The 22,488-nt window shown below is 61.6% G+C and carries 19 protein-coding genes and 4 tRNA genes; 15 read left to right on the top strand and 8 right to left on the bottom strand.

The window, feature by feature from the left end:
* Window positions 1-54 precede the first annotated feature (54 nt).
* Window positions 55-1,077: a quinone-dependent dihydroorotate dehydrogenase gene (locus tag M5C01_RS02110; protein WP_152737148.1), complete on the top strand. Its 1,023-nt coding sequence runs from the start codon at window positions 55-57 to the stop codon at window positions 1,075-1,077.
* Between the two features lie 116 nt (window positions 1,078-1,193).
* Here M5C01_RS02110 and M5C01_RS02105 read toward each other — a convergent pair whose 3' ends face one another.
* Window positions 1,194-1,409: a ribosome modulation factor gene (locus M5C01_RS02105; protein WP_002553055.1), complete on the bottom strand. Its 216-nt coding sequence runs from the start codon at window positions 1,407-1,409 to the stop codon at window positions 1,194-1,196.
* Between the two features lie 617 nt (window positions 1,410-2,026).
* On the opposite strand from M5C01_RS02105, the gene rlmKL reads away from it, so the two are divergent.
* Window positions 2,027-4,294, top strand: coding sequence for a bifunctional 23S rRNA (guanine(2069)-N(7))-methyltransferase RlmK/23S rRNA (guanine(2445)-N(2))-methyltransferase RlmL (gene rlmKL, locus M5C01_RS02100; RefSeq protein ID WP_152737147.1), 2,268 nt, complete (start codon window positions 2,027-2,029; stop codon window positions 4,292-4,294).
* Between the two features lie 38 nt (window positions 4,295-4,332).
* Here the strand turns inward: rlmKL and dacB are convergent, their stop codons facing one another.
* A complete protein-coding gene (dacB, locus tag M5C01_RS02095; protein ID WP_152737146.1) occupies window positions 4,333-5,787 on the bottom strand; it encodes a D-alanyl-D-alanine carboxypeptidase/D-alanyl-D-alanine-endopeptidase in 1,455 nt (484 codons plus the stop codon).
* A gap of 231 nt (window positions 5,788-6,018) precedes the next feature.
* Here dacB and M5C01_RS02090 point away from each other — a divergent pair, with 231 nt between their 5' ends.
* Window positions 6,019-6,363: a YggL family protein gene (locus M5C01_RS02090; protein ID WP_152737145.1), complete on the top strand. Its 345-nt coding sequence runs from the start codon at window positions 6,019-6,021 to the stop codon at window positions 6,361-6,363.
* A 67-nt stretch (window positions 6,364-6,430) separates the two neighbouring features.
* On the opposite strand, the gene M5C01_RS02085 is transcribed toward M5C01_RS02090, so the two are convergent.
* Window positions 6,431-7,201: a hypothetical protein gene (locus M5C01_RS02085; RefSeq protein WP_177100331.1), complete on the bottom strand. Its 771-nt coding sequence runs from the start codon at window positions 7,199-7,201 to the stop codon at window positions 6,431-6,433.
* 331 nt (window positions 7,202-7,532) lie between these two features.
* On the opposite strand from M5C01_RS02085, the gene M5C01_RS02080 reads away from it, so the two are divergent.
* The 4 genes from M5C01_RS02080 (at window position 7,533) to M5C01_RS02065 (ending at window position 7,946) form a co-directional block, all read left to right on the top strand.
* Window positions 7,533-7,608: transfer RNA gene (locus tag M5C01_RS02080), tRNA-Glu, on the top strand.
* A 2-nt stretch (window positions 7,609-7,610) separates the two neighbouring features.
* Window positions 7,611-7,686 (top strand) — tRNA-Gly (locus M5C01_RS02075).
* A 105-nt stretch (window positions 7,687-7,791) separates the two neighbouring features.
* A tRNA-Glu gene (locus tag M5C01_RS02070) sits at window positions 7,792-7,867 on the top strand.
* A gap of 3 nt (window positions 7,868-7,870) precedes the next feature.
* Window positions 7,871-7,946, top strand: a tRNA-Gly gene (locus M5C01_RS02065).
* Between the two features lie 101 nt (window positions 7,947-8,047).
* Here the strand turns inward: M5C01_RS02065 and M5C01_RS02060 are convergent.
* Complete coding sequence (locus M5C01_RS02060) at window positions 8,048-9,787, bottom strand: dipeptidase (RefSeq protein WP_152737143.1); 1,740 nt, start codon at window positions 9,785-9,787, stop codon at window positions 8,048-8,050.
* A 177-nt stretch (window positions 9,788-9,964) separates the two neighbouring features.
* A complete protein-coding gene (locus M5C01_RS02055; protein WP_103496748.1) occupies window positions 9,965-10,603 on the bottom strand; it encodes a LysE family transporter in 639 nt (212 codons plus the stop codon).
* A gap of 103 nt (window positions 10,604-10,706) precedes the next feature.
* On the opposite strand from M5C01_RS02055, the gene M5C01_RS02050 reads away from it, so the two are divergent.
* On the top strand, window positions 10,707-11,642 hold the full coding sequence (locus M5C01_RS02050) for a LysR family transcriptional regulator (RefSeq protein ID WP_100940785.1): 936 nt from the start codon (window positions 10,707-10,709) through the stop codon (window positions 11,640-11,642).
* 27 nt (window positions 11,643-11,669) lie between these two features.
* Here the strand turns inward: M5C01_RS02050 and M5C01_RS02045 are convergent, their stop codons facing one another.
* Both M5C01_RS02045 and M5C01_RS02040 read right to left on the bottom strand, forming a co-directional pair.
* Window positions 11,670-12,077, bottom strand: a complete 408-nt coding sequence (locus M5C01_RS02045; RefSeq protein WP_100940784.1) for a PA2817 family protein — start codon at window positions 12,075-12,077, stop codon at window positions 11,670-11,672.
* A gap of 96 nt (window positions 12,078-12,173) precedes the next feature.
* The gene (locus M5C01_RS02040) at window positions 12,174-14,621 is read right to left on the bottom strand and encodes an acyl-CoA dehydrogenase (protein WP_152737142.1); all 2,448 of its coding nucleotides are present in this window, start codon (window positions 14,619-14,621) and stop codon (window positions 12,174-12,176) included.
* A 308-nt stretch (window positions 14,622-14,929) separates the two neighbouring features.
* Between M5C01_RS02040 and M5C01_RS02035 the strand changes: the two genes are divergently transcribed.
* From M5C01_RS02035 to M5C01_RS02025, 3 genes are all read left to right on the top strand, one after another.
* A complete protein-coding gene (locus M5C01_RS02035) occupies window positions 14,930-15,553 on the top strand; it encodes a glutathione S-transferase (protein ID WP_152737141.1) in 624 nt (207 codons plus the stop codon).
* A gap of 133 nt (window positions 15,554-15,686) precedes the next feature.
* On the top strand, window positions 15,687-16,619 hold the full coding sequence (locus M5C01_RS02030) for an ABC transporter ATP-binding protein (RefSeq protein ID WP_152737140.1): 933 nt from the start codon (window positions 15,687-15,689) through the stop codon (window positions 16,617-16,619).
* Window positions 16,616-17,395, top strand: a complete 780-nt coding sequence (locus M5C01_RS02025; protein ID WP_152737139.1) for an ABC transporter permease — start codon at window positions 16,616-16,618, stop codon at window positions 17,393-17,395. The genes M5C01_RS02030 and M5C01_RS02025 overlap by 4 nt, the downstream gene beginning before the upstream one ends.
* Window positions 17,396-17,401: 6 nt before the next feature.
* Here the strand turns inward: M5C01_RS02025 and M5C01_RS02020 are convergent, their stop codons facing one another.
* Window positions 17,402-17,923, bottom strand: coding sequence for a DUF2062 domain-containing protein (locus M5C01_RS02020; protein WP_152737138.1), 522 nt, complete (start codon window positions 17,921-17,923; stop codon window positions 17,402-17,404).
* 136 nt (window positions 17,924-18,059) lie between these two features.
* On the opposite strand from M5C01_RS02020, the gene M5C01_RS02015 reads away from it, so the two are divergent.
* From M5C01_RS02015 to lpxK, 4 genes are all read left to right on the top strand, one after another.
* A complete protein-coding gene (locus M5C01_RS02015) occupies window positions 18,060-20,276 on the top strand; it encodes a DNA internalization-related competence protein ComEC/Rec2 (RefSeq protein WP_152737137.1) in 2,217 nt (738 codons plus the stop codon).
* Between the two features lie 116 nt (window positions 20,277-20,392).
* The gene (locus M5C01_RS02010) at window positions 20,393-21,028 is read left to right on the top strand and encodes a MotA/TolQ/ExbB proton channel family protein (protein WP_177100317.1); all 636 of its coding nucleotides are present in this window, start codon (window positions 20,393-20,395) and stop codon (window positions 21,026-21,028) included.
* Window positions 21,025-21,453, top strand: coding sequence for a biopolymer transporter ExbD (locus M5C01_RS02005; protein ID WP_103496757.1), 429 nt, complete (start codon window positions 21,025-21,027; stop codon window positions 21,451-21,453). The genes M5C01_RS02010 and M5C01_RS02005 overlap by 4 nt, the downstream gene beginning before the upstream one ends.
* Entirely contained in the window at window positions 21,453-22,463 is a 1,011-nt protein-coding gene (lpxK, locus tag M5C01_RS02000; protein WP_103496758.1) for a tetraacyldisaccharide 4'-kinase, read from the top strand. Before M5C01_RS02005 ends, lpxK begins: the two co-directional genes overlap by 1 nt.
* Window positions 22,464-22,488: the final 25 nt, after the last annotated feature.

Below are 22,488 nucleotides of genomic sequence, written 5' to 3'. Positions count from 1 at the left end.
GGGCCCGGCTATAATCGCCGGCCACTATCGCCGCCATCCGAGTCAAGCCCGCCCATGTATAACCTGGCCCGCCAGTTGTTGTTCAAGTTTTCTCCGGAAGTCTCCCACGATTTGTCCCTGGACCTGATCGGCGCGGGTGGGCGGCTGGGGCTTAACAGCCTGTTGTGCAAGGCTCCGGCGTCGAACCCGGTGACGGTCATGGGCCTGGACTTTCCCAACCCGGTGGGCCTGGCCGCGGGCCTGGACAAGAACGGTGCGGCCATCGACGGTTTTGCCCAACTGGGCTTCGGTTTCGTTGAAATCGGCACGGTGACGCCACGGCCGCAGCCGGGCAATCCGAAACCACGGATCTTCCGCCTGCCCCAGGCCGAGGCAATCATCAATCGCATGGGCTTCAACAACCTGGGTGTGGACAACCTGGTGTCGCGGGTCCGAGCCGCACGCTACAGGGGGATCCTCGGCATCAATATCGGCAAGAACTTCGACACGCCGGTGGAACGTGCCGTCGATGACTACCTGATCTGCCTGGACAAGGTCTATGCCCATGCCAGCTACGTGACGGTCAACGTCAGTTCGCCGAACACCCCGGGCCTGCGCAGCCTGCAATTCGGCGATTCGCTCAAGCAACTGCTCGAGGCCCTGCGCGTGCGCCAGGCACAGTTGGCCCAGCAGCATGGCAAATACGTCCCGCTGGCGATCAAGATCGCTCCGGACATGACCGACGAAGAGACCGTGCTGGTAGCCCAGGCGTTGCTGGAGTCGGGCATGGACGCGGTGATCGCCACCAACACCACCCTGAGCCGTATCGGTGTCGAAGGCCTGGCCCATGGCGACGAGGCCGGTGGCCTGTCCGGCGCGCCGGTGCGCGAGAAGAGCACCCATACCGTCAAGGTGCTGGCTGCTGAACTGGCCGGGCGTTTGCCGATCATCGCGGCGGGCGGTATCACCGAGGGGGAGCACGCGGCTGAGAAGATCGCCGCCGGGGCCAGCCTGGTGCAGGTGTATTCGGGGTTCATCTACAAGGGGCCGGCGTTGATTCGCCAGTCGGTGGATGCCATCGCGGCGTTGCGGCGTTAAGCCTGCGGCATTAAAAAGGGCTCCGTAGGAGCCCCTGGGCCGAAGCCCGCCGCCCGGATGGGGCGTGCATGGTAAGTCGGTTGTTGCTCAAATTGTCATGTCGGAATGTGCCCTGATCAGCCGACAGCGTGAAGTTCGTTGAGTCTGTGGATTCCCGCAGTGCCGGTCATACCGTCCCAGTTGTCGCCGCGTCCTTCTCGCCAGCCATTGATCCAGGCTTGGCGCACCGACGGTAGAGTAAAGGGGCAAAGCTCGCGGGATTTGCCATGAACGCCGTATTGATATCCGCGTAAAAATGCTCTTTCCAACGGATCACGCTTAAGTCTTCTCATAGGGTGTTGCCCTCACTGGTTGACTGTTATATGTCCCGTCGACCTCTTGGCGAAGTCGGGCAGAATGCATCTGCCGTTGGTGCTCGCTGCCGGCGTGGCGAGCTCCGCCCTGGTACGCAAAAGCGCTTGGGCGATTTCGCGGTAGGGCGGGGTGTTGACGCCATTGCGACGTCAACCTGTTGTGAGTTCTAACCAATGCGCAGGGGCGTGTGAATGACCGTTTTGTCATAAGGACGTAACGATAATGGTGTTAAGGCCATAAGATGTGATGGCCGTTTGCTCGTATCGCTGGAGAAAACCCAGCTACGATCAGCCCTTAGATGAATGATGAGTTTCATTCTCTACTGCGAATACCGACCCGTTGTCGTCAGGTATTATTCGACGAAGGGTCACGATGTGACTTTTTGTTACGAGAGTTTTTGTTAAAAAGAGTTTTTATTACGAGAGTTGAGCTGTCCAGGCATCAAGGTTCTTTCAATCCAAGGGTTGAAGGATCTGCCTGGGTGGACAGGCGCAATGGTGCGCCACACGAGCGCTCTTCGAGAAAAGCGCTTGATCGAAACCGAGCGGGCGATGCGTTTGCCCGTTCCTTGAAGGCTATAAGCCCTGGAATTCCCATGTCGGATCGTTACGAACTCTTCCTCACTTGCCCTAAAGGCCTTGAAGGCCTGCTTTTTGAGGAAGCCGTCGGGCTTGGCCTTGAGGAGGCGCGCGAGCACACCTCGGCCATTCGTGGTACGGCCGATATGGAGACCGCCTATCGCCTGTGTCTCTGGTCGCGACTGGCCAACCGTGTGCTGCTGGTGCTCAAGCGCTTCCCGATGAAGGACGCCGAGGACCTTTACCACGGCGTGCTCGACGTCGACTGGCAGGACCATATGGTCTCCGACGGGACCCTGGCCGTTGAGTTCAGCGGCCATGGTTCGGGTATCGACAACACCCATTTCGGTGCCTTGAAGGTCAAGGATGCGATTGTCGACAAGCTGCGCACCCCGACCGGCGAGCGTCCGTCCATCGACAAGATCAGCCCGGACCTGCGCATTCACCTGCGCCTGGACCGTGGCGAAGCGATCCTCTCCCTCGACCTGTCCGGCCACAGCCTGCACCAGCGTGGCTATCGTCTGCAGCAGGGCGCCGCGCCGCTGAAGGAAAACCTCGCGGCGGCGATCCTGATCCGCTCCGGCTGGCCGCGGATTGCCGCCGAAGGTGGGGCCCTGGCCGACCCGATGTGTGGTGTCGGGACCTTCCTGGTGGAAGCCGGGATGATCGCCGCCGATATGGCGCCCAACCTCAACCGCATTCACTGGGGCTTCGACGCCTGGCTCGGGCATGTACCGGCGCTGTGGAAAAAGCTTCACGAGGAAGCCACCGTGCGTGCCGAAGCCGGCCTGGCCAAGCCGCCGCTGTGGATTCGTGGTTATGAAGCCGATCCGCGACTGATCCAGCCTGCGCGCAACAACATCGAGCGTGCCGGCCTGAGCGAATGGATCAAGGTCTACCAGGGTGAGGTGGCAACCTTCGAGCCGCGCCCGGACCAGAACCAGACAGGCCTGGTGATCTGCAACCCGCCCTATGGCGAACGCCTGGGCGACGAAGCCAGCCTGCTCTATCTTTACCAGAACCTTGGCGAGCGCCTGCGCCAGTCCTGCCTGAACTGGGAGGCGGCAGTGTTCACCGGTGCCCCGGACCTGGGCAAGCGCATGGGCATTCGCAGCCACAAGCAGTACTCGTTCTGGAACGGCGCCTTGCCATGCAAGCTGTTGTTGATCAAGGTCCTGCCGGATCAGTTCGTCACTGGCGAGCGTCGCACACCGGAACAGCGCCAGATCGAGCGCGAGCAGGCTGAAGTCCTGGCGCAGGAAGTGGCTGAAGCACCGAAATTCAACAAGAACGGCAATCCGATCAAGCCCGCGCCGGTTCCCGCGCCAGTGGTCGAGCAGGCGCGCCTGAGCGAAGGCGGGCAGATGTTCGCCAACCGTCTGCAGAAGAACCTCAAGCAGTTGGGCAAGTGGGCCCGGCGTGAAGGCGTCGACTGCTATCGGGTGTACGACGCCGATATGCCGGAATACTCGCTGGCCATCGACCTGTACCACGACTGGGTGCACGTCCAGGAATACGCCGCGCCCAAGTCCATCGACCCGGAAAAGGCCCAGGCCCGCCTGTTCGATGCCCTGGCGGCGATTCCCCAGGCGCTGAATGTCGACAAGAGCCGCGTGATCATCAAGCGCCGCGAGCGCCAGAGCGGCACCAAGCAATACGAGCGCCAGAGCGCCCAGGGCAAGTTCACCGAGGTCAACGAAGGTGGCGTCAAGTTGTTGGTCAACCTGACCGATTACCTCGACACCGGTCTGTTTCTCGACCACCGGCCGATGCGCCTGCGGATCCAGAAAGAGGCGGCCGGCAAACGCTTCCTCAACCTGTTCTGCTACACCGCGACCGCCAGTGTGCACGCGGCCAAGGGCGGTGCGCGCACCACCACCAGCGTCGACCTGTCGAAAACCTACCTGGACTGGGCGCGGCGCAACCTGTCGCTCAATGGTTTCTCCGACAAGAACCGCCTGGAGCAGGGGGATGTGATGGCCTGGCTCGAGGCCAGTCGCGATGAGTTCGACCTGATCTTCATCGACCCGCCGACCTTCTCCAACTCCAAGCGCATGGAAGGCGTGTTCGACGTCCAGCGTGACCACGTGCAGTTGCTCGACCTGGCCGTGGCGCGCCTGGCACCGGGCGGCGTGCTGTATTTCTCGAACAACTTCCGCAAGTTCCAGTTGGACGAGCACCTGGCGACACGTTATGCCGTCGAGGAAATCAGTGCCCAGACCCTGGACCCGGATTTCGCCCGCAACAGCAAGATCCACCGCGCCTGGAAAATCAGCGCCCGCTGATCACCACGGATCCCGGGCCCTGATGTCCAGGTCCCGGGTTATTCGTCCGAGCCGGCCACGTTGGGCTGGCGGTACAGGTCCAGCAACACCTGGTCTAGCACCGACGAGGCTCCCCAGGGTTTCGGGTCGTTGAGAATCGCCACCACCGCCCAGGTGGTGCCGTTATCGTCGCGGCTGAAGCCGGCGATGGCACGCACGGTGTTCAGGGTCCCGGTCTTGATATGCGCCTCGCCCCGCATGGCTGTCTGCTTCAGGCGCTTGCGCATGGTGCCGTCGGTACCGACGATCGGCAGCGAACTGATGAACTCCGCCGCATAGGGGCTCTTCCAGGCCGACTGCAGCATGCTCGCCATTTCCCGCGCACTGACCCGTTCGGCACGGGACAGCCCGGAACCGTTCTCCATCACCAGGTGCGGCGCGATAATGCCTTTCTTCGCCAGCCACTGACGCACCACCCGCTGCGCCGCCTTGGCGTCATCGCCGTCGGCATCGTTGCGATACTCCGCCCCCAGGCTCAGGAACAGTTGCTGGGCCATGGTGTTGTTACTGTATTTATTGATGTCGCGGATGATTTCCGTCAGGTCCGGCGAATAGGCCCGGGCCAGCAGGCGTGCGCTCTTGGGCACCACGTCGGAACGGTCCTTGCCATGGATGCTGCCACCCAGTTCCTGCCAGATGGCGCGTACGGCACCGGCGGCGTAGGCCGGATGGTCAAGCAGTGACAGGTAGGTCTGCGAGCTGCAGCCTTCGGCCAGTTGGCCGCTGACGGTGACCAGGGTGCTGCCGTCATCCTGGGCCACCGGGTTGTAGCGCACGTCGCCGGAGCACTGTTTGGCATTGACCGCCTTGACCTGGTTGTCGATGCGGATACTGGCAATCGGTGGTTCCACCGAGACCAGTACCTTGCCCGAGTCGTTGCGTGCGACGAAGCGCAGGGCCTTGAGGTTGACCATCAGCGCATCGGGCTTGACCAGGAACGGCTTGTTCTCGTCGTTGCCGTCGTCATTGAACTCCGGCAACTGCGGCTGGATGAAGAAACTGCGGTCGAGGACCAGATCGCCGGTCACCTGGTTCACACCGTTGGCGCGCAGGTCGCGCATCAGCAGCCAGAGCTTTTCCATGTTCAGCTTCGGATCGCCGCCGCCCTTGAGGTACAGATTGCCTTGCAGGACGCCGTTGCTCAGGGGGCCATCGGTGTAGAACTCGGTTTTCCACTGATGGTTGGGGCCGAGCATTTCCAGGGCGGCGTAGGTGGTGATCAGCTTCATGGTCGAGGCCGGGTTCACCGACACGTCGGCATTGACCGCGGTGGGCACGCCTGGGCCGTCGAGTGGCACCAGCATCAGGGACAGGGCGTCGTTTTGCAGCTTGCTGGCTCTGAGCGCCTGCTGGACTTTGGGAGATAGGGTGGTGTTGACGGGCGCTGCGTAAGTGGGGAAGGCCAGGGGAAGGAGAAGGCCGGCGAGCAGCAGCGGACGTAAAGATTTGATCATATGAAGTAGAGCCCTACCGTCGAGGGGAAAATACGAGGGCATGTGGACAAAAATCCCTCAATGGTCGTGAAAGTGACGGCATTATGCCCGAAGGCAATCAAGCTTGGGCCTTGGGCCAGGCGCGCATGGCTGATTTTTTTCCACGGATCGACCAGCTGTCGCCACAGATCCGGGCAATTGCAGCCTTAAACTGATAAAGTGCCGCCCGTTATTACTTTTGAGGATTGTTTCATGGCGACTAACCGTTCCCAGCGTCTGCGCAAAAAGCTGTGCGTCGATGAATTTCAGGAGTTGGGTTTTGAGCTGAACCTGGATTTCAAAGAAGACCTGAGTGAAGAGGCTATCGACGTTTTCCTCGACGCATTCCTGAAAGAAGCGATGGAAGCCAACGGTCTGGGCTATGTCGGCGGCGATGACTACGGTCTGGTTTGCCTGCAGAAGCGTGGCTCGGTCAGCGTTGAACAACGCGCTAACGTTGAAGCCTGGCTCAAGACCCGCAGCGAACTGACCTCCGTTGAAGTCAGCCCGTTGATGGACGTCTGGTACCCGGACAAGCCGATCAATCCGGTCGCCTGATTTCCCGGTCAGTACATAAAAAAACGGACAAGCCTGGCTTGTCCGTTTTTTTATGCCTGTGATTTGATCAATCGTAGATGGCTTTCTTCTTCCAGTCGGCGTCGGCCTCGACGTCCTTCAGGCCCTGGGTCAGTTCGTTGACGTCTTCTTCGGTGGGCTTGATGTTGGTGAGCACCATGGAGTTGGCCCGGGCCAGCAGCTTCTCCATGAAGATCAGCTGTTCGTTATAGACAGCCGGTTCAGGCTGCTTGCGCAGGTATTGCACGCCACGCTCGAAGGCCAGGCGCGCCTGCCCCGGTTGTTCCTGTTGCAGGGCATGCTGGCCGAGGTTGTTGAAGAACTCTATATGCAGCAAGACCAGGATATGCCGCACTTCACGGATCCAGTGCTTGGCTTCGGTGGCGGGGAGGAAACCGTCCTGGGCGGCACGGGTGATCTGGCCGTGCAGGGCTTCAAGGAGGAAACGTACATCCTTGGCCTTGGCTTCGGTCTGGATCGGGCCGGGCGGGTTGTTGATCGGAATCGACTCACCCTGGCTGACCAGCGCCGTGAGTTCGGTCACCCGAGCCCTGAACTTGCTGTTGGTCTTGTCCATATTCAACAGGCGCTGGTTCACGTTGAGTTCCAGGCGTGTCAGCAGCAGCTTGAGGGCCGGGCTCATCAATTGGCCGGGAAAGGTCTCGGTGATTTCGCCGCAACGACGCAGGCGGTCGTTGAGTTCGACCTTGACTCGGGCCTTCTCGAGTTTGCGGCTTTCAGCCATATGATTGAGGAAGCCGATGGCGATCAGGAGAAAGATCCCGGCTGCGACCAGCAGGGTGATCATGAGTGGTGTCACCGTTAAGACCTCTTCAAGGTGTAATGCGAACGAGTGTAGTGGCTTGGCGTTTTCGCCGATAGCATTGATCGACGCGCTGCATGGCGCCTGGGATAGAGCACATCGCCACTATTTCCCTCGATCACTATAGCGTCTTGTCGGGCGCCAGAATATAGGCGCCAAGGGGCAGACGCGAGGGGCGCCGGGAAAGGCCTGTAAAGGGTGGCGAAGTCATTGATTTAAATAAATTTATCCTTGGGGGTTGACGACCCTTCGATCCATCCATAGAATGCGCGCCACTTGCAGCGTAAAGCACACAGCGAAGCGCGGCAGGGAGTGAATGTTGTAGTGTGTCCCCTTCGTCTAGTGGCCTAGGACACCGCCCTTTCACGGCGGTAACAGGGGTTCGAGTCCCCTAGGGGACGCCAATGCGGGAATAGCTCAGTTGGTAGAGCACGACCTTGCCAAGGTCGGGGTCGCGAGTTCGAGTCTCGTTTCCCGCTCCATTTTTAAACAGCACTGCTTTCGGGCGGGGCTGAGTGAAACCAGAACCGATCTCTTCGGAGTCGGATTTGGGCACTGAAATACACACCATGTGTTTCAGTTAGCGTGTCCCCTTCGTCTAGTGGCCTAGGACACCGCCCTTTCACGGCGGTAACAGGGGTTCGAGTCCCCTAGGGGACGCCATTTGCGGGAATAGCTCAGTTGGTAGAGCACGACCTTGCCAAGGTCGGGGTCGCGAGTTCGAGTCTCGTTTCCCGCTCCATATTCAACAAAAACGCCGCTCAGTGATGAGCGGCGTTTTTGTTTGTGCGTGATTTATCTATTAAGGCAGTGGACCCGCCCCATGGCGGGTCCTGAGAGGGATCAGAGCTTGGGCATCTGCCCTATGCGCCCCATCATCTCGGTCACGATCTGCAGGTCCATGAGGAATTGCTCGACGCTCTTGAACTCGTTGTCGGTGTGGCCGGTGTACTTGACCTCGGGCCTGGCCAGGCCGAACTGCACGCCATTGGGCAATTCATGGACCGAGGTCGCGCCGGCCGAGGTGCCGAACTTGTGTTCCATGCCCAGGTTCTCGCTGGCCACGGCCAGCAATGCCTTGACCCATTCCCCCTCGGGGTTGCGGTACATCGGTTCGGCGATCGAATAGCTGAAGGCGGGTGCAATGTGGGTCTTTTGGCTCCAAGTGCTCAGCTTGCCGGCGATTTCGCCTTTGAGCGTTTCCGGAGATTTGCCCTTCGGTACCCGCAGGTTGACTGCGAGCTTGAAGGTCTTTTCATCCATCCCGACATAGGTCAGGGACGCCGTCAGCGGTCCCATGAAGGCATCGGAAAAGCCCACGCCCAATTTGCCACCCAGGTAGTCCAGGCCCCAGTTGTCGGCGGCGTAGCGGGCAGCGTCGGTGATGTGGTTGTGCTTGAGCGCGATCTGGCCGTCCAGGCTGTTGATAAAGTCCAGCATTCTCGCCACCGGGTTGACCCCTGACTCGGGCTCGGAGGAGTGGGCGGAAACGCCGGTGACCGTGAGCTTGATCTCCTTGCCGACGACTTTGGCGCTGATCTCGAAGTTGCCGCCATTGCGCTTGGCATAGTCAGTACCGGCCTGCTGCAGGCTGGCGGCCAGTTCGGCGGGCTTGTCACTCGCCAGGGTGGCGACCGACGTCGACGGTATCTGGTTGGTGGCCATGCCCCCGGTCAGCGAGAGGATCTCCGCACCCTTGCCCTCGGCCTGGCGTCGGGCAAAGTTGGCCATGACCGTGCCGTAGCCTTTCTCGGCAATCACCACCGGGTAGCCGCCGTCCAGCGCCAGATTGTAGCTGGGGACCGGATTGTGTTCGAAGTAATAGGGGATGGCGTCGCCGCTGGTCTCTTCGGTGGTGTCCACCAGCAGTTTGAAGTTTCTCGCCAGTGGCAGCTTTTCTTCCTTGATGATTTTCATGGCGTAGAGCGCCACCACGATGCCGTTCTTGTCATCCTCGGTGCCCCGGCCATACATGCGGTCGCCGATCAGGGTGACCTTGAACGGGTCGAGGCGGGTGCCGTCTTTCAGTACCCAGTTTTCCGGCGTCACCGGCACCACGTCGGCATGGGCGTGAATGCCCACGACTTCATCGCCGCTGCCATCCAGGGAAATTTCATAGACGCGGTTGTCGATGTTGCGAAAGTTCAGGTTGAAGGCCTGGGCCAGATCCTTGATTTTTTCGCCGATCCTGATGAATTCGGGATTCTCGTGCTGGGCCACGCCGTCCACGCGGAAGGTCGGGATGGCTACCAGCTCGCGCAAGGTCTCGGTGGCCGCATTGCCGTATTTCACCCGCGCATAAAGGCCCAGCAGGCGATGGATCTCATTTTGCTGTTCGGGGGAAAGGGTCTTGTTGTCGAGGAAGGCGCTGATGGCCGGACCGAGGTCGTCGGTCTTGGCCAGCTCGCTCTTGCCCAGACGTGCGAGGAACTGCCTGAAATCCGTGACCGATGCGTCATTCAGGGTGCTGAGGATGGCCGCGTTCTGTTGGGGGGCGATGTTGGCTTGTGCGGGCGTGGTGAACAACGAAAGGCTGGTCAGCATCAGGGTGGTGGTGGCCAGGTGTTTGAGTGGGAAATTCATTGCGGGAAGCATTCCTTTGCAAGCAGTTTGTGAGAGATATCTGATCGATAGGACAGATATTTTTCCAAACTAACACCATAGGGCCGCTGTACGGGAGCCCTTGGCGTGGGATTTTTCTTAAGGAAATGCAAGCCGCGCTGGATTTTTTCCCGCTCAAAGGCCTCGTCAGTGGGCTGCTTATAAAGACAGCATCAGGCGCCCGGCAAACAGAATCAGCACCACGCCCATGGTGCGTTCGAACCAGTGACCCATTTTCAGGAAGGCCTGGCGGACCCGCTCGCTGGAAAACAGCAGGCTGACCAGGATGAACCACAGTGCATTGACGCTGCACATCCACAGGCCATAGAGCGCCTGGATTTCCAGCGGGGTCGAGGCGCTGACCACCGTGGTGAAGATCGCCAGGAAGAATAGGGTGGCCTTGGGGTTGGTGGCATTGGTCAGGAAGCCGACCATAAAGGCCTTGGCCGGGCTCTGTCGCGGAAGTTCATCGGCGGTCTGGCCGAAATCCGCGCGCGCCGCCCGGGCTTTGCTGCGCAGCAGGTTGATGCCCAGGTAGAGGATGTAGCCGCCGCCGATCACCTTGGCGACGTTCAGCAGCCAGGGGGCGCTGTGCATCAGCGCACCGACGCCGAGCAGGGTATAGAGCACATGCACCGAGATCCCGGCACCGATGCCGAGGGCGGTGATCACGCCGATCAGCCGGCCAAAGCGCACGCTCTGACGGATGGTTACGGCGAAATCGGGGCCAGGGGCGACCACGGCGAGAAAGTGAATGGCCGCCAGGGCGAGGAATTCGTTCAGGTAGTGGGGATTCATGGTGATTCCGGGATGAATGGTCGTCAGGTCGGTTGGGTGTCGCCAGTATAAAAAGGCTGTTAGCCTGTGATAATCCGATCAAATATCAATGGACCTGTGCGTCATGAGCATCAATCTGCCGCTGGCGTTGCTGAGTGAAATGGCGATTTTCGTCAAGGTGGTCGAGACCGGCAGTTTCTCGGAGGCCGCGCGCCAGCTCGGTTCATCGCCCTCGGCGGTGAGTCGCTCGATTTCCCGTCTGGAAAAGGCCCTGGCGACCCGCCTGCTGCAGCGCACCACGCGCAAATTGCGCCTGAGCGACAGCGGCGAGGAGACCTTCAAGCGCTGCCGGGAAATGGTCAGTGCGGCGCGATCGGTGATGGAGATCAGTGGTCAGTACACCCACGAGGCCCAGGGGCTGGTTCGGGTCAGCGTGCCGAAGGCGGTGGGGCGTTTTGTCGTGCATCCGCATATGCCGGAGTTTCTGCGGCGTTATCCACAGGTGGATGTGCAGATGATTCTCGAAGATCGACCGGTGGACCTGATCGAGGACAATGTCGACCTGATCCTGCGTATTACCGATCATCCGCCGGTCGGCCTGGTAGGGCGCCAGTTGATGCCCATCGAGCATCTACTCTGCGCGACGCCGCAGTACCTGGCTGAACACGGCACGCCGCAGCACCCCCATGACCTGCTGGAGCACAGTTGCATCTATCTGGGGGACACGCCCAATGACGCGCGCTGGAAGTTCAGGCAGGGCAGCAAGTCGGTGACCGTCGGGGTCCGCGGGCGTTATGCGGCCAATCACACGGGGGTGCGGCTGGATGCGGTGTTGCAGCATATCGGCATTGGCAGCCTGCCGTATTTCACGGCGCGGCATGCCCTGGAGCAGGGCTTGATCGTTCAGGTGTTGCCGGCCTGGACGTTTCTGGCCTCCTATCATGGCGGCCTTTGGCTGCTGTATACGCCGACGCCCTACCTGTCGCCGAAGTTGCGGGTGTTTATCGACTACCTGGTGGAGCGTCTGGCCCGGGAGCCGACATTGCGCAAGGCGCTGTAGGCTCCCAGCCTGATGGAGCGGCTTTTATCAGTGCTTGCTGTCCTGGGTCGAGAGCGCCAGCAGCTGCTTTTCCTGGTTCCAGTCGAACGGTTCGTCGTTCTGCTCGGCTTCATAGCGGCGCTCTTCCAGCGCCTGGTACAGCTCCAGTTCGTCATCCGGCATGTAATGCAGGCAGTCGCCGCCAAAGAACCATAGCAGGTCGCGGGGTACCAGATGGGCAATTTGCGGATAACGCAGGATCACCTGGCACAGCAGGTCCTGGCCCAGGTACTGGCTTTCCACCGGTTCGACCGGCAGTTGCGCGCGCAACTCATCGAAACGTTCGAGGAACAGCGCGTGACTTTCTTCGGGGACCTGCTCGGCTTCGCCGACGGCGACCAGAATGCTGCGCAGGTGGTCGAGCAGGACCAGGTGATCGGCAACGAGGTTGGACATGACAGGGGTCCTCAAGGGTAAAACGGGCGCGAGAGTATAAGGCTCTCGGCGCCCGTTGTCGTGTCAGGCTCCGTAGCAGGCACCTGACCCGCGCACCTAGCGGACCTTGCCTTTGCCAGGGCGCAGTTCTTCCTTGCTGAAATCATCCACGTCGATCACCTTGCGCCGGGCAGCTTCTGCCTGGCGCAGGCTTTCGGCTTCGGCCGGTTGCAATACGCCGGCCTCCAGGGCGGCATCGATGGCCGACTCTTCGGCACGTGGCTTGACCTGGCCGCTCTTGAGCGCGCTGTGCAGTTTTTTCCGCAGCTCATGACTGGCGCCCAGCAAATCGTAGGCGTGTTGCAGGGCTCCAGCCGGATCGCTCGCCGATTGCGGGCGGTAGCAGCCTTCAAGCACGGCTTCCAGTGCCGGATCGCCCTTGGCCCGACCGAGCACCGCAGCGACTTCGGCATCCAACTCGTCGCAAGGGCCGGTGTGTCGACGACCGAAGGGGAATACCACCACTCGCAGCAGGCAGCCGAGCACGCGGTTCGGGAAGTTTTTCAGCAACTCGTCGAGGGCCCGTTCGGAGTGTCCGAGGCTCTCTTCCATGGCCCAGGTGAACAGCGGTTGCAGATAGTCCGGGGAGTCCAGGTCGTGATAACGCTTGAGCGCCGCCGACGCCAGGTACAAATGGCTGAGTACATCCCCCAGGCGTGCCGACAGCCGTTCGCGACGCTTCAATTCGCCGCCCAGCAGCATCATGCACAGGTCCGCCAGCAGGGCGAACGCCGCCGCCTGGCGATTCAACGCGCGGAAATAACCCTGGCTCAGGCGATTGCCCGGCGCCGCTTCGAAGTGCCCGAGCCCGAGATTCAGGACCAGGGTGCTGGCGGCATTGCTGACGGCAAAGCCGATATGATCGAGCAGCAACTTGTCGAATTCCACCAGCGCCTGGTCGTGATCCTCGCGGGCGGCCAGGGCCATTTCCTTGAGGACGAAGGGATGGCAGCGAATCGCGCCCTGGCCGAAGATCATCAGGTTGCGCGACAGGATGTTCGCCCCTTCCACCGTGATGAAGATCGGCGCGCCCTGCCAACTGCGGCCCAGGTAGTTGTTCGGACCCATGATGATGCCTTTGCCGCCGTGCACATCCATGGCATGGCCGATGCACTCGCGACCGCGTTCGGTCAGGTGATACTTGAGAATCGCCGAGAGCACCGAGGGTTTCTCACCGAGGTCGACGGCATTGGCCGTGAGCATCCGCGCACTGTCCATCAGCCAGGCGTTGCCACCGATGCGGGCCAGGGCTTCCTGGATGCCCTCGAAGGCGGCCAGCGGTACGTTGAACTGTTCGCGGACCTGGCTGTACTGGCCGGTCACCAGGCTGGTGAACTTGGCCGCGCCGGTACCCACCGCCGGCAGGGAGATCGAGCGACCCACCGACAGGCAGTTCATCAGCATCATCCAGCCCTTGCCGAGCATGTCCTGGCCGCCGATCAGGAACGACAACGGGATGAACACGTCCTTGCCCGAGTTCGGGCCGTTCATGAAGGCCGCGCCGAGGGGCAGGTGGCGCCGGCCGATCTCGACCCCCGGGGTGTCGGTGGGGATCAGCGCGAGGCTGATGCCCAGGTCTTCCTCTTCGCCCAGCAGATGCTCCGGGTCATGGGCCTTGAAGGCCAGCCCGAGCAAGGTCGCCACCGGGCCGAGGGTGATGTAGCGCTTTTCCCAGTTCAGGCGCAGGCCGAGGACTTCCTCGCCTTGCCATTGGCCCTTGCAGATCACCCCGGTGTCCGGCATGGAGCCAGCATCGGAGCCGGCCAGCGGCCCGGTCAGGGCAAAGCACGGGATATCGTCGCCGCGGGCCAGGCGTGGCAGGTAGTGATTGCGTTGTTCATCGGTACCGTAATGCAGCAGCAGTTCGGCCGGGCCCAGGGAATTGGGTACCATCACGGTGGAGGCGAGGTCGCCGCTGCGGGTCGCCAGTTTCATCGCCACCTGGGAGTGGGCATAGGCTGAAAAGCCCTTGCCGCCGAACTCCTTGGGGATGATCAGGGCAAAGAAGCCGTGCTCCTTGATATGCGCCCAGGCTTTGGGCGGCAGGTCCATGGCCTGGCCGATCTGCCAGTCGCTGACCATGGCGCAGAGTTCTTCGGTCGGCCCGTCGATAAACGCCTGTTCTTCCTCGCTCAACCGGACCTTCGGATAGGCCAGCAGCTTGTTCCAGTCCGGGCGCCCGCTGAACAGTTCGCCATCCCACCAGACGGTTCCGGCGTCGATGGCATCGCGCTCGGTCTCGGACATGGGCGGCAGGACCTTGCGGAACCAGGCGAACAGTGGGGCAGTGAACAGCCTGCGGCGCAGGTCGGGCAGCAACAGCGCGGCCGCGACCACCGCCAGCAACACCCACAGCACCAGCATCAGAGCGCCCGGCCCATGGCCGAACCGGCCCATCGCGATCAGGTAGACGGCGACTATGCCGAGTACGGGAAGCGGAGCGATTCGGCGATGCGCCAGCCAGGCGACGCCGATCACCAGTACCAGTATCCACAACAGCAGCATATTCAATCCTCCATAAAGACAGCGCCAAAGCACCGATTGAGCTTAGTCGGCATCCGGTAAACAGGGCTTGGGGATGTGTGTTCAAATCTGTAGGCACATGTTTACAAGTGTTACGGCCCGGGCGGCCTGGTCTAAAAGTGAGCAGGCTACCGATAGTGACCGTCCCGTGTCGGTGGAGTTCGTCGATTTCGTCACGCTCTGCATCACGACGCGTGTTATCCGCTCTGCTGCTTTCCTCGTGCGCAAGGATTTGAGCCTGCGCTGTTCGGGCGTAGACTGCGTCGGCATTTATCCATCGAGAGGCGGTCATGCTGAAAATCTGGGGTAGGAAAAATTCGTCGAACGTCAGAAAAGCCTTGTGGTGTGCCGAGGAACTTGGCCTGCCTTACGAGTCTCTGGATGCCGGCGGAGCGTTCGGTGTCGTCGATACACCCGAATATCGTGCGAAGAACCCGAACAAGCTGGTGCCGATGATCGAGGACGGTGATTTTGTCCTCTGGGAATCGAACACCATCGTGCGCTACCTGACCGCCAAGCATGCCGCCGGCTCCCACTGGTTCTCCAATGATCTGCAGGCACGGGCCCAGGCGGACAAGTGGATGGACTGGACCACCTCATCCTTTGCCACCCCGTTTCGCGGGGTGTTCTGGGGTGTATTGCGGACCCCCGCCGAGCAACAGGATTGGGCCGCGATCAACGCTTCGCTGAAGATCTGCGCCGACCTGTTGCAGCGGGTCGATGCGGCGCTGGCCGAGCAACCCTACCTGTCGGGTGACGAGATCGGCATGGGCGATATTCCCCTGGGCAGTTTTATCTATGCCTGGTTCGAAATGCCTATCGAACGCCCGCCGATGCCTCATTTGAGTGCCTGGTACGAGCGCCTGAAACAGCGTCCGGCCTATCAGCGGGCGGTCATGACCGCGTTGACTTAATAGCCACTATTAACGCCGGTTGCTGTACTTGTGCGGCGAGGCCAAGCACCATGAGCCTGGTTCGCCGCCGTTGCATTCAAAACGGTGTGCCCTTATTTAGTTCTTTCCTCCCTTCTTGGTGCATGAATCCGATATGAGTTCCGCTCTGTCCATCCGGCAGCTAACCAAAACCTACGGCAACGGTTTCCAGGCCCTGAGTGGTATCGATCTGGATGTCGCCGAAGGTGATTTCTTCGCCTTGCTCGGCCCTAACGGTGCTGGCAAATCCACGACCATCGGCATCCTCTCGACCCTGGTGAACAAGACCGGCGGTACGGTGAAGGTGTTCGGTCACGACCTGGATCGCGAACCCGCCGCACTCAAGCGCTGCATTGGCGTGGTGCCGCAGGAGTTCAATTTCAACCAGTTCGAGAAGACCTTCGATATCGTCGTGACCCAGGCCGGGTACTACGGCATTCCGGCGAAAATCGCCAAGGAACGCGCCGAGCAGTACCTGACCCAACTGGGCCTGTGGGACAAGCGCGACGTGCCGTCGCGGTCGTTGTCCGGCGGCATGAAGCGCCGGCTGATGATCGCCCGGGCACTGGTGCATGAACCGCGCCTGCTGATCCTCGACGAACCGACCGCCGGGGTCGACATCGAACTGCGTCGTTCGATGTGGACCTTTCTCACCGAGCTGAACCAGAAAGGCATTACCATCATCCTCACCACTCATTACCTGGAGGAGGCTGAACAGTTGTGCCGCAATATCGGCATCATCGATCACGGCACCATTGTCGAAAACACCAGCATGCGCCAGTTGCTCAGCCAGCTGCATGTGGAGACCTTCCTGCTCGACCTGAAGAGTGATCTGCAGCAGCCGCCCCAGCTGATCGGCTATCCGAGCAAGCTGCTCGACAGTCGCACCCTGGAAGTCCAGGTCGACAAGGCGGTGGGCATCACCGCGCTGTTCGGGCAACTGGCCACGCAGCAGGTCGAAGTGCTGAGCCTGCGTAACAAAACCAATCGCCTCGAGGAGCTGTTCGTGTCCCTGGTGGAAAAAAACCTGTCGAAGGTGGCGGTATGAGTTCGGAACTGCAACCCAACCTGGTCGCCCTCAACACCATCGTTTACCGCGAAGTCCGGCGTTTTACCCGGATCTGGCCGCAGACCCTGCTGCCGCCGGCCATCACCATGGTCCTGTACTTCGTGATCTTCGGTAACCTGATCGGCAGGCAGATCGGCGGCATGGGTGGTTTCACCTATATGGAGTACATCGTGCCGGGCCTGATCATGATGTCGGTGATCACCAACTCCTACGGCAACGTGGTCTCGAGTTTCTTCGGCAGCAAGTTCCAGCGTTCCATCGAGGAATTGATGGTTTCGCCGGTCTCGCCCCATACCATCCTGATCGGCTACACCCTGGGCGGTGTGCTGCGCGGGCTGATGGTGGGGATTATCGTGACCTTGCTGTCGCTGTTCTTCACCGATTTGCAGGTCCATCACCTGGGCGTGACCTTGCTGGTGGTGGTACTGACGGCGACGATCTTCTCGCTGCTGGGGTTTATCAACGCAGTCTTTGCACGTAACTTCGACGATATCTCGATTATCCCGACCTTCGTGCTGACGCCGCTGACCTACCTCGGCGGTGTGTTCTACTCGATTACTCTGCTGCCGCCGTTCTGGCAGACCGTGTCGCTGGCCAACCCGGTGCTGCATATGGTCAACGCCTTCCGCTACGGCATTCTCGGTGTGTCGGACATCCGCATCAGCGTAGCCATCACCTTTATGGTCGTGGCGACCCTGGCCCTCTACATCGGTTGTGCGCGGCTGCTGGTCAGCGGCCGCGGTATGCGCCAGTAACGGGTTTCATGGATGACGGCGTCGTTCCAGGCGCCGCTTCCATTGCCTGGCCACCCACCAGCGCCAGTAGCTCATGGTCAGGTAATAACCCAGGGCGCCCAGCGCCACTCCCAATACCAGCGAACCCAGCAACAGCGGTTGCCAGAGCGTCGACAGCTGCCCGCTGATCCAGGCCCAGGTCAATTCATCCGGCAGGCCGCGGGGCGGTACGTGCAGCAACCAGGCACCGAGCTGGTAGGCGCAATAGAAAATCGGCGGGATCGTCAGTGGATTGGTCAGCCACACGAGGCTGACGGCAATCGGCATATTGCCGCGCACGAGAATCGCCAGAAATGCCGCCAGCAGCATCTGCAAGGGCATCGGCATCAAGGCCGCGAACAAGCCCACCGCCATGGCCCGTGCCACCGAGTGCCGATTGAGGTGCCAGAGGTTCGGGTCGTGGAGCAGGGGACCAAAAAAGCGTAAGTGTTTGTGTTCCCTGATGCGGGTCGGGTCCGGCATGTAGCGTTTGAATAAGCGACGCGGCATAAGGCTTCTCGGGCAGTTCAGGCGGGCAGTATGCCCGGATTTTACGGGCGGCCGATTCAGACTTTGTGACAGTAAATAAAGCACCGTCCGCATAACCCGGCTATTCCGAGAGCTGAACGGGTTCAAGGAGTGCTTTATGCGAACAGGGATGTTGGCGCTGGCGGCGGGGTTTGTGCTCTTGCGATTCCTGCCGCAACTGCCGCCTGGATGGCTGTTGCTGGTGCTGCCGGTGCTCGGCTTGATGTTGTTGCCGTTTCGCGCTTATCCGCTGGCGTTATTCCTGTTCGGCTTCAGTTGGGCCTGTTTCCAGGCGCAACGGGCGCTGGACGATCGACTGGTGCCGGCGTTGGAGGGCCAGACCCTGTGGGTGGAAGGGCGGGTGGTCGGTCTGCCGCAGCGGGGAGAACAGGTGGTGCGCTTCGAACTGGACGGCGCGATTTCCCGTCGGGCCCGGCTGCCGGCGCGTTTGCGGTTGTCCTGGTTCGGCGGCCCGGATCTGCGCAGCGGCGAGCGCTGGCGCCTGGCGGTGCAGCTCAAGCGTGGACACGGCTTGCTCAATCCCGCCGGGTTCGACTATGAGGCCTGGCTGCTCGCCCGGCGTATCGGCGCGACCGGCACGATCAAGGATGGGCAATTGCTGGGGCCCGCCAGTAGTGCCTGGCGCGATACGATCAGGCGGCGTTTGCTGGAAGTCGATGCCCAAGGGCAATCGGCCACCTTGGTGGCGCTGGTGCTTGGTGACGGTTCGGGACTGTCAACGCAGACCTGGCGCGTGCTGCAGGACACCGGCACCCTGCATCTGCTGGTGATTTCCGGCCAGCATATCGGCTTGCTCGCGGGATTGGTCTACGCGCTGATCGCCGGGTTGGCGCGTTATGGCCTGTGGCCGGGCCGCTGGCCCTGGTTGCCGTGGGCCTGTGGCCTGGCGTTTGCGGCGGCGCTGGGTTATGCGCTGCTGGCGGGTTTCGGCGTGCCGGTGCGCCGGGCCTGCGTGATGCTTGCGATGGTGCTGTTGTGGCGTTTGCGTTATCGCCATCTGGGGGCGCTGGTGCCGTTGCTGGCGGCCTTGAACCTGGTGTTGTTGTTCGACCCGCTGGTGAGTCTGCAGGTGGGATTCTGGCTGTCCTTTGCCGCCGTGGCGGTGCTGATCTTCACCTTCAGTGGGCGACTGGGTGCCTGGAGCTTCTGGCAGAGCTGGAGCCGTGGGCAATGGGTGATTGCCCTCGGCCTGCTTCCGGCGTTGCTGTTGCTGGGCCTGCCGGTCAGTCTCAGTGCGCCGTTGGCCAACTGGGTCGCCGTGCCCTTGATCGGTCTGTTGGTATTGCCTTTGGCCCTGCTCGGCACGCTGCTGTTGCCGCTGCCCTGGTTGGGCGAGGGGCTGCTGTGGCTGGCCGGCGGTTTGCTCGCTGGGTTGTTTCAAGGGCTCGAATGGTTGGCCGCGCAAGTGCCGGCCTGGATACCGGCGGCGGTTCCGTTGTGGGCCTGGGCGCTGAGTGGCCTGGGTATCCTGCTGCTGTTGCTGCCGGCCGGTATGCCTCTGCGTCCCTTGGGGTGGCCATTGGCGGCGTTGGCGGTATTCGCGCCTTCAACGCCAGTGGCCCAGGGCGAGGCCGAGGTCTGGCAACTGGATGTCGGCCAGGGCCTGGCGATCCTTGTCCGAACCCGTGAGCACAGCCTGCTGTACGACGCCGGACCGCGCTTCGGCGAGTTCGACCAGGGCGAACGGGTGGTGCTGCCGTCCTTGCGCAAGCTGGGGGTACGCCGGCTCGACATGCTGTTGCTCAGCCATGCCGATGCCGATCACGCCGGTGGGGCCCTGGCCGTGCAACGCGGTTTGCCGGTGAGCGAGGTGCTCGGCGGCGACGTCGAGGGTTTGCCAGCGGCGTTGCAGGCCCAGCCGTGTGTCAGTGGCCGGCACTGGCAGTGGGATGGCGTACGCTTTTCCCTGTGGCGCTGGCCTCTGGCCCGCGACAGCAATCAATCTTCCTGCGTCTTGCAGATCGAAGCCAATGGTGAGCGTCTACTGCTGACCGGCGATATCGATATCGAGGCCGAACGGGCCTTTCTCGGGAGTCCGTTGGCCGTTGCCAGCGATTGGTTGCAGTCGCCCCATCACGGCAGCCGCAGTTCCTCATCAATGGTATTCCTGCAACGTCTGGCCCCGCGCGGCGTGCTGATTTCCCGTGGGCGCGGCAATGCCTTCGGTCATCCCCACCCACAGGTCATCGCGCGTTACAAAGCTTTGGACATGGCTATCTTCGACAGCGCGGAGCAGGGCGCACTGCGCCTGGTGCTGGGGCGTTTCGACGAGCCGCGGTCCTTGCAAGCCGCACGACGCTTCTGGCGGCAATAGTCCGCTGCCTTTCAATAACCCTGGGTTATTAAAGTCCCCCGGCATGCGTCATCACGATCTTCGGCCCGCGCAACCCCTATGTTAGAGTGGCGCACTTTTTCGAGGGGACTGTCACTGTGTGGGAATTGGTCAAGTCCGGCGGCTGGATGATGCTGCCGATCATTTTGAGCTCCATCGCTGCAACGGGCATCGTCGCCGAGCGCCTATGGACGCTGCGGGCCAGCCGCGTGACCCCGGAGCATCTGCTCGGGCAGGTCTGGCGCTGGATCAAGGACAAGCAGCTGGACAAGGAAAAACTCAAGCAACTGCGCGCCGATTCCCCCCTGGGCGAGATCCTTGCCGCGGGCCTGGCCAACTCCAAGCATGGTCGCGAGATCATGAAAGAGTGCATCCAGGAAGCCGCTGCCCGGGTCATCCACGAACTGGAGCGCTACCTCAGCGCCCTCGGCACCATCGCCGCCATGGCGCCCTTGCTCGGGCTGCTGGGTACGGTGCTGGGCATGATCGATATCTTCAGCTCGTTCATGAGTACGGGCATGACCACCAATGCCGCCGTGCTCGCCGGGGGGATTTCCAAGGCGCTGGTCACCACGGCTTCGGGCTTGATGGTCGGGATTCCGGCGGTGTTCTTCCATCGTTTCCTGTTGCGCAGGGTCGATGAGCTGGTGGTGGGCATGGAGCAGGAAGCGATCAAGCTGGTCGAGGTGGTGCAAGGCGACCGCGACGTCGACATGCCAGAGGGCAAAGCGTGAAATTCCGCCGCAAGCCCCTGGAACCGGTGGATATCAACGTGACGTCGTTGATCGACGTGGTGTTCGTCCTGCTGCTGTTTTTTGTCACCACCACTACCTTTACCCGCCAGACCGAGTTGCGGGTCGACTTGCCGCAGGCGGTCAGCGGCTCGCCGGCCGAGGACCATATTCCCAAGCAGCTGGATATCGCCATCAGTGCCGAGGGTGTCTACACGGTGAACAACCAGCGCCTGCCGAGCAATGACCTGGCCAGCCTGATGGACGCGGTGCAGAAAGAGTCCGGCGGCGATACCAGCCTGCCACTGTCGATCAGCGCCGATGGCAAGACCCAGCATCAGGCCGTGATCACCGCAATGGATGCGGCCGGCAAGCTGGGTTTCAGCCATCTGCGCATGACCACTGTCGAAGCGGCGCCGGCCCCCTGATGAGCTTCTCCGAGCGCCTGCTCGCCGCCTGGTACGATGGTCATCCGGCATTGACCCTGCTGCGCCCGCTGGAGTGGTTGTATCGGCGGGTGGTCGACGGTAAACGTGCGCGTTTTGTCGCGGGCGAGGGCGTGATCTACCAGCCGCCGGTGCCGTTGATCGTGGTGGGCAATATCACTGTCGGCGGTACCGGCAAGACCCCGATGATTCTCTGGTTGATCGAGCATTGTCGGCAGCGCGGCCTGCGGGTCGGTGTGGTCAGTCGCGGCTACGGTGCCAAGCCGCCGCAGTTGCCCTGGCGTGTGCAAGCCGATCAGGCGGCAGCACTGGCCGGTGACGAACCGCTGCTGATCGTCCAGCGCAACGGCGTGCCGTTGATGATCGACCCGGACCGCAGTCGAGCGGTCCGGGCCTTGCTGGCGACGGAAAAAATCGACCTGATCCTTTCCGACGATGGCCTGCAGCATTACCGTCTGGCCCGCGACCTGGAACTGGTACTGATCGATGCCGTCCGGGGCCTGGGCAACGGCCGTTGCCTGCCCGCCGGCCCGCTGCGCGAACCGATTGAGCGCCTGCAAAGTGTCGATGGCGTGCTCTACAACGGCGCCAGCGAGGACCGTGACAACGGCTTCGCCTTCCACCTACAGCCGACGGCGCTGGTCAACCTGCTGACCGGCGAGCGCAAGCCCGTCGATCATTTTCCACCCGGACAGGCCGTGCACGCGGTCGCCGGTATCGGCAACCCGCAACGTTTCTTCAACACCCTTGAAACGCTACACTGGCAGCCTGTGCCCCACGCCTTTGCCGATCATGCCGAGTACAGCGCCGCGGCCTTGAGCTTCGAACCGACGCTGCCACTGGTGATGACCGAAAAGGATGCGGTGAAATGCCGGGCCTTCGCGGCACCCGACTGGTGGTACCTGGCGGTGGATGCTTTACCGTCCGAGGCCTTCAAGGCCTGGTTCGACACCCAGCTGCTGCGCCTGTTGCCCGACCGTCTCTTGCCCTAAACCCGTTTTTATCCAGGGAATCCTC

Origin of the sequence: Pseudomonas sp. MWU12-2319 (genome assembly GCF_023242525.1) — a bacterium.
GTDB classification, from domain to species: Bacteria; Pseudomonadota; Gammaproteobacteria; order Pseudomonadales; family Pseudomonadaceae; genus Aquipseudomonas; species Aquipseudomonas gingeri_D.
This window is presented reverse-complemented; position numbering and strand designations above follow the sequence as displayed.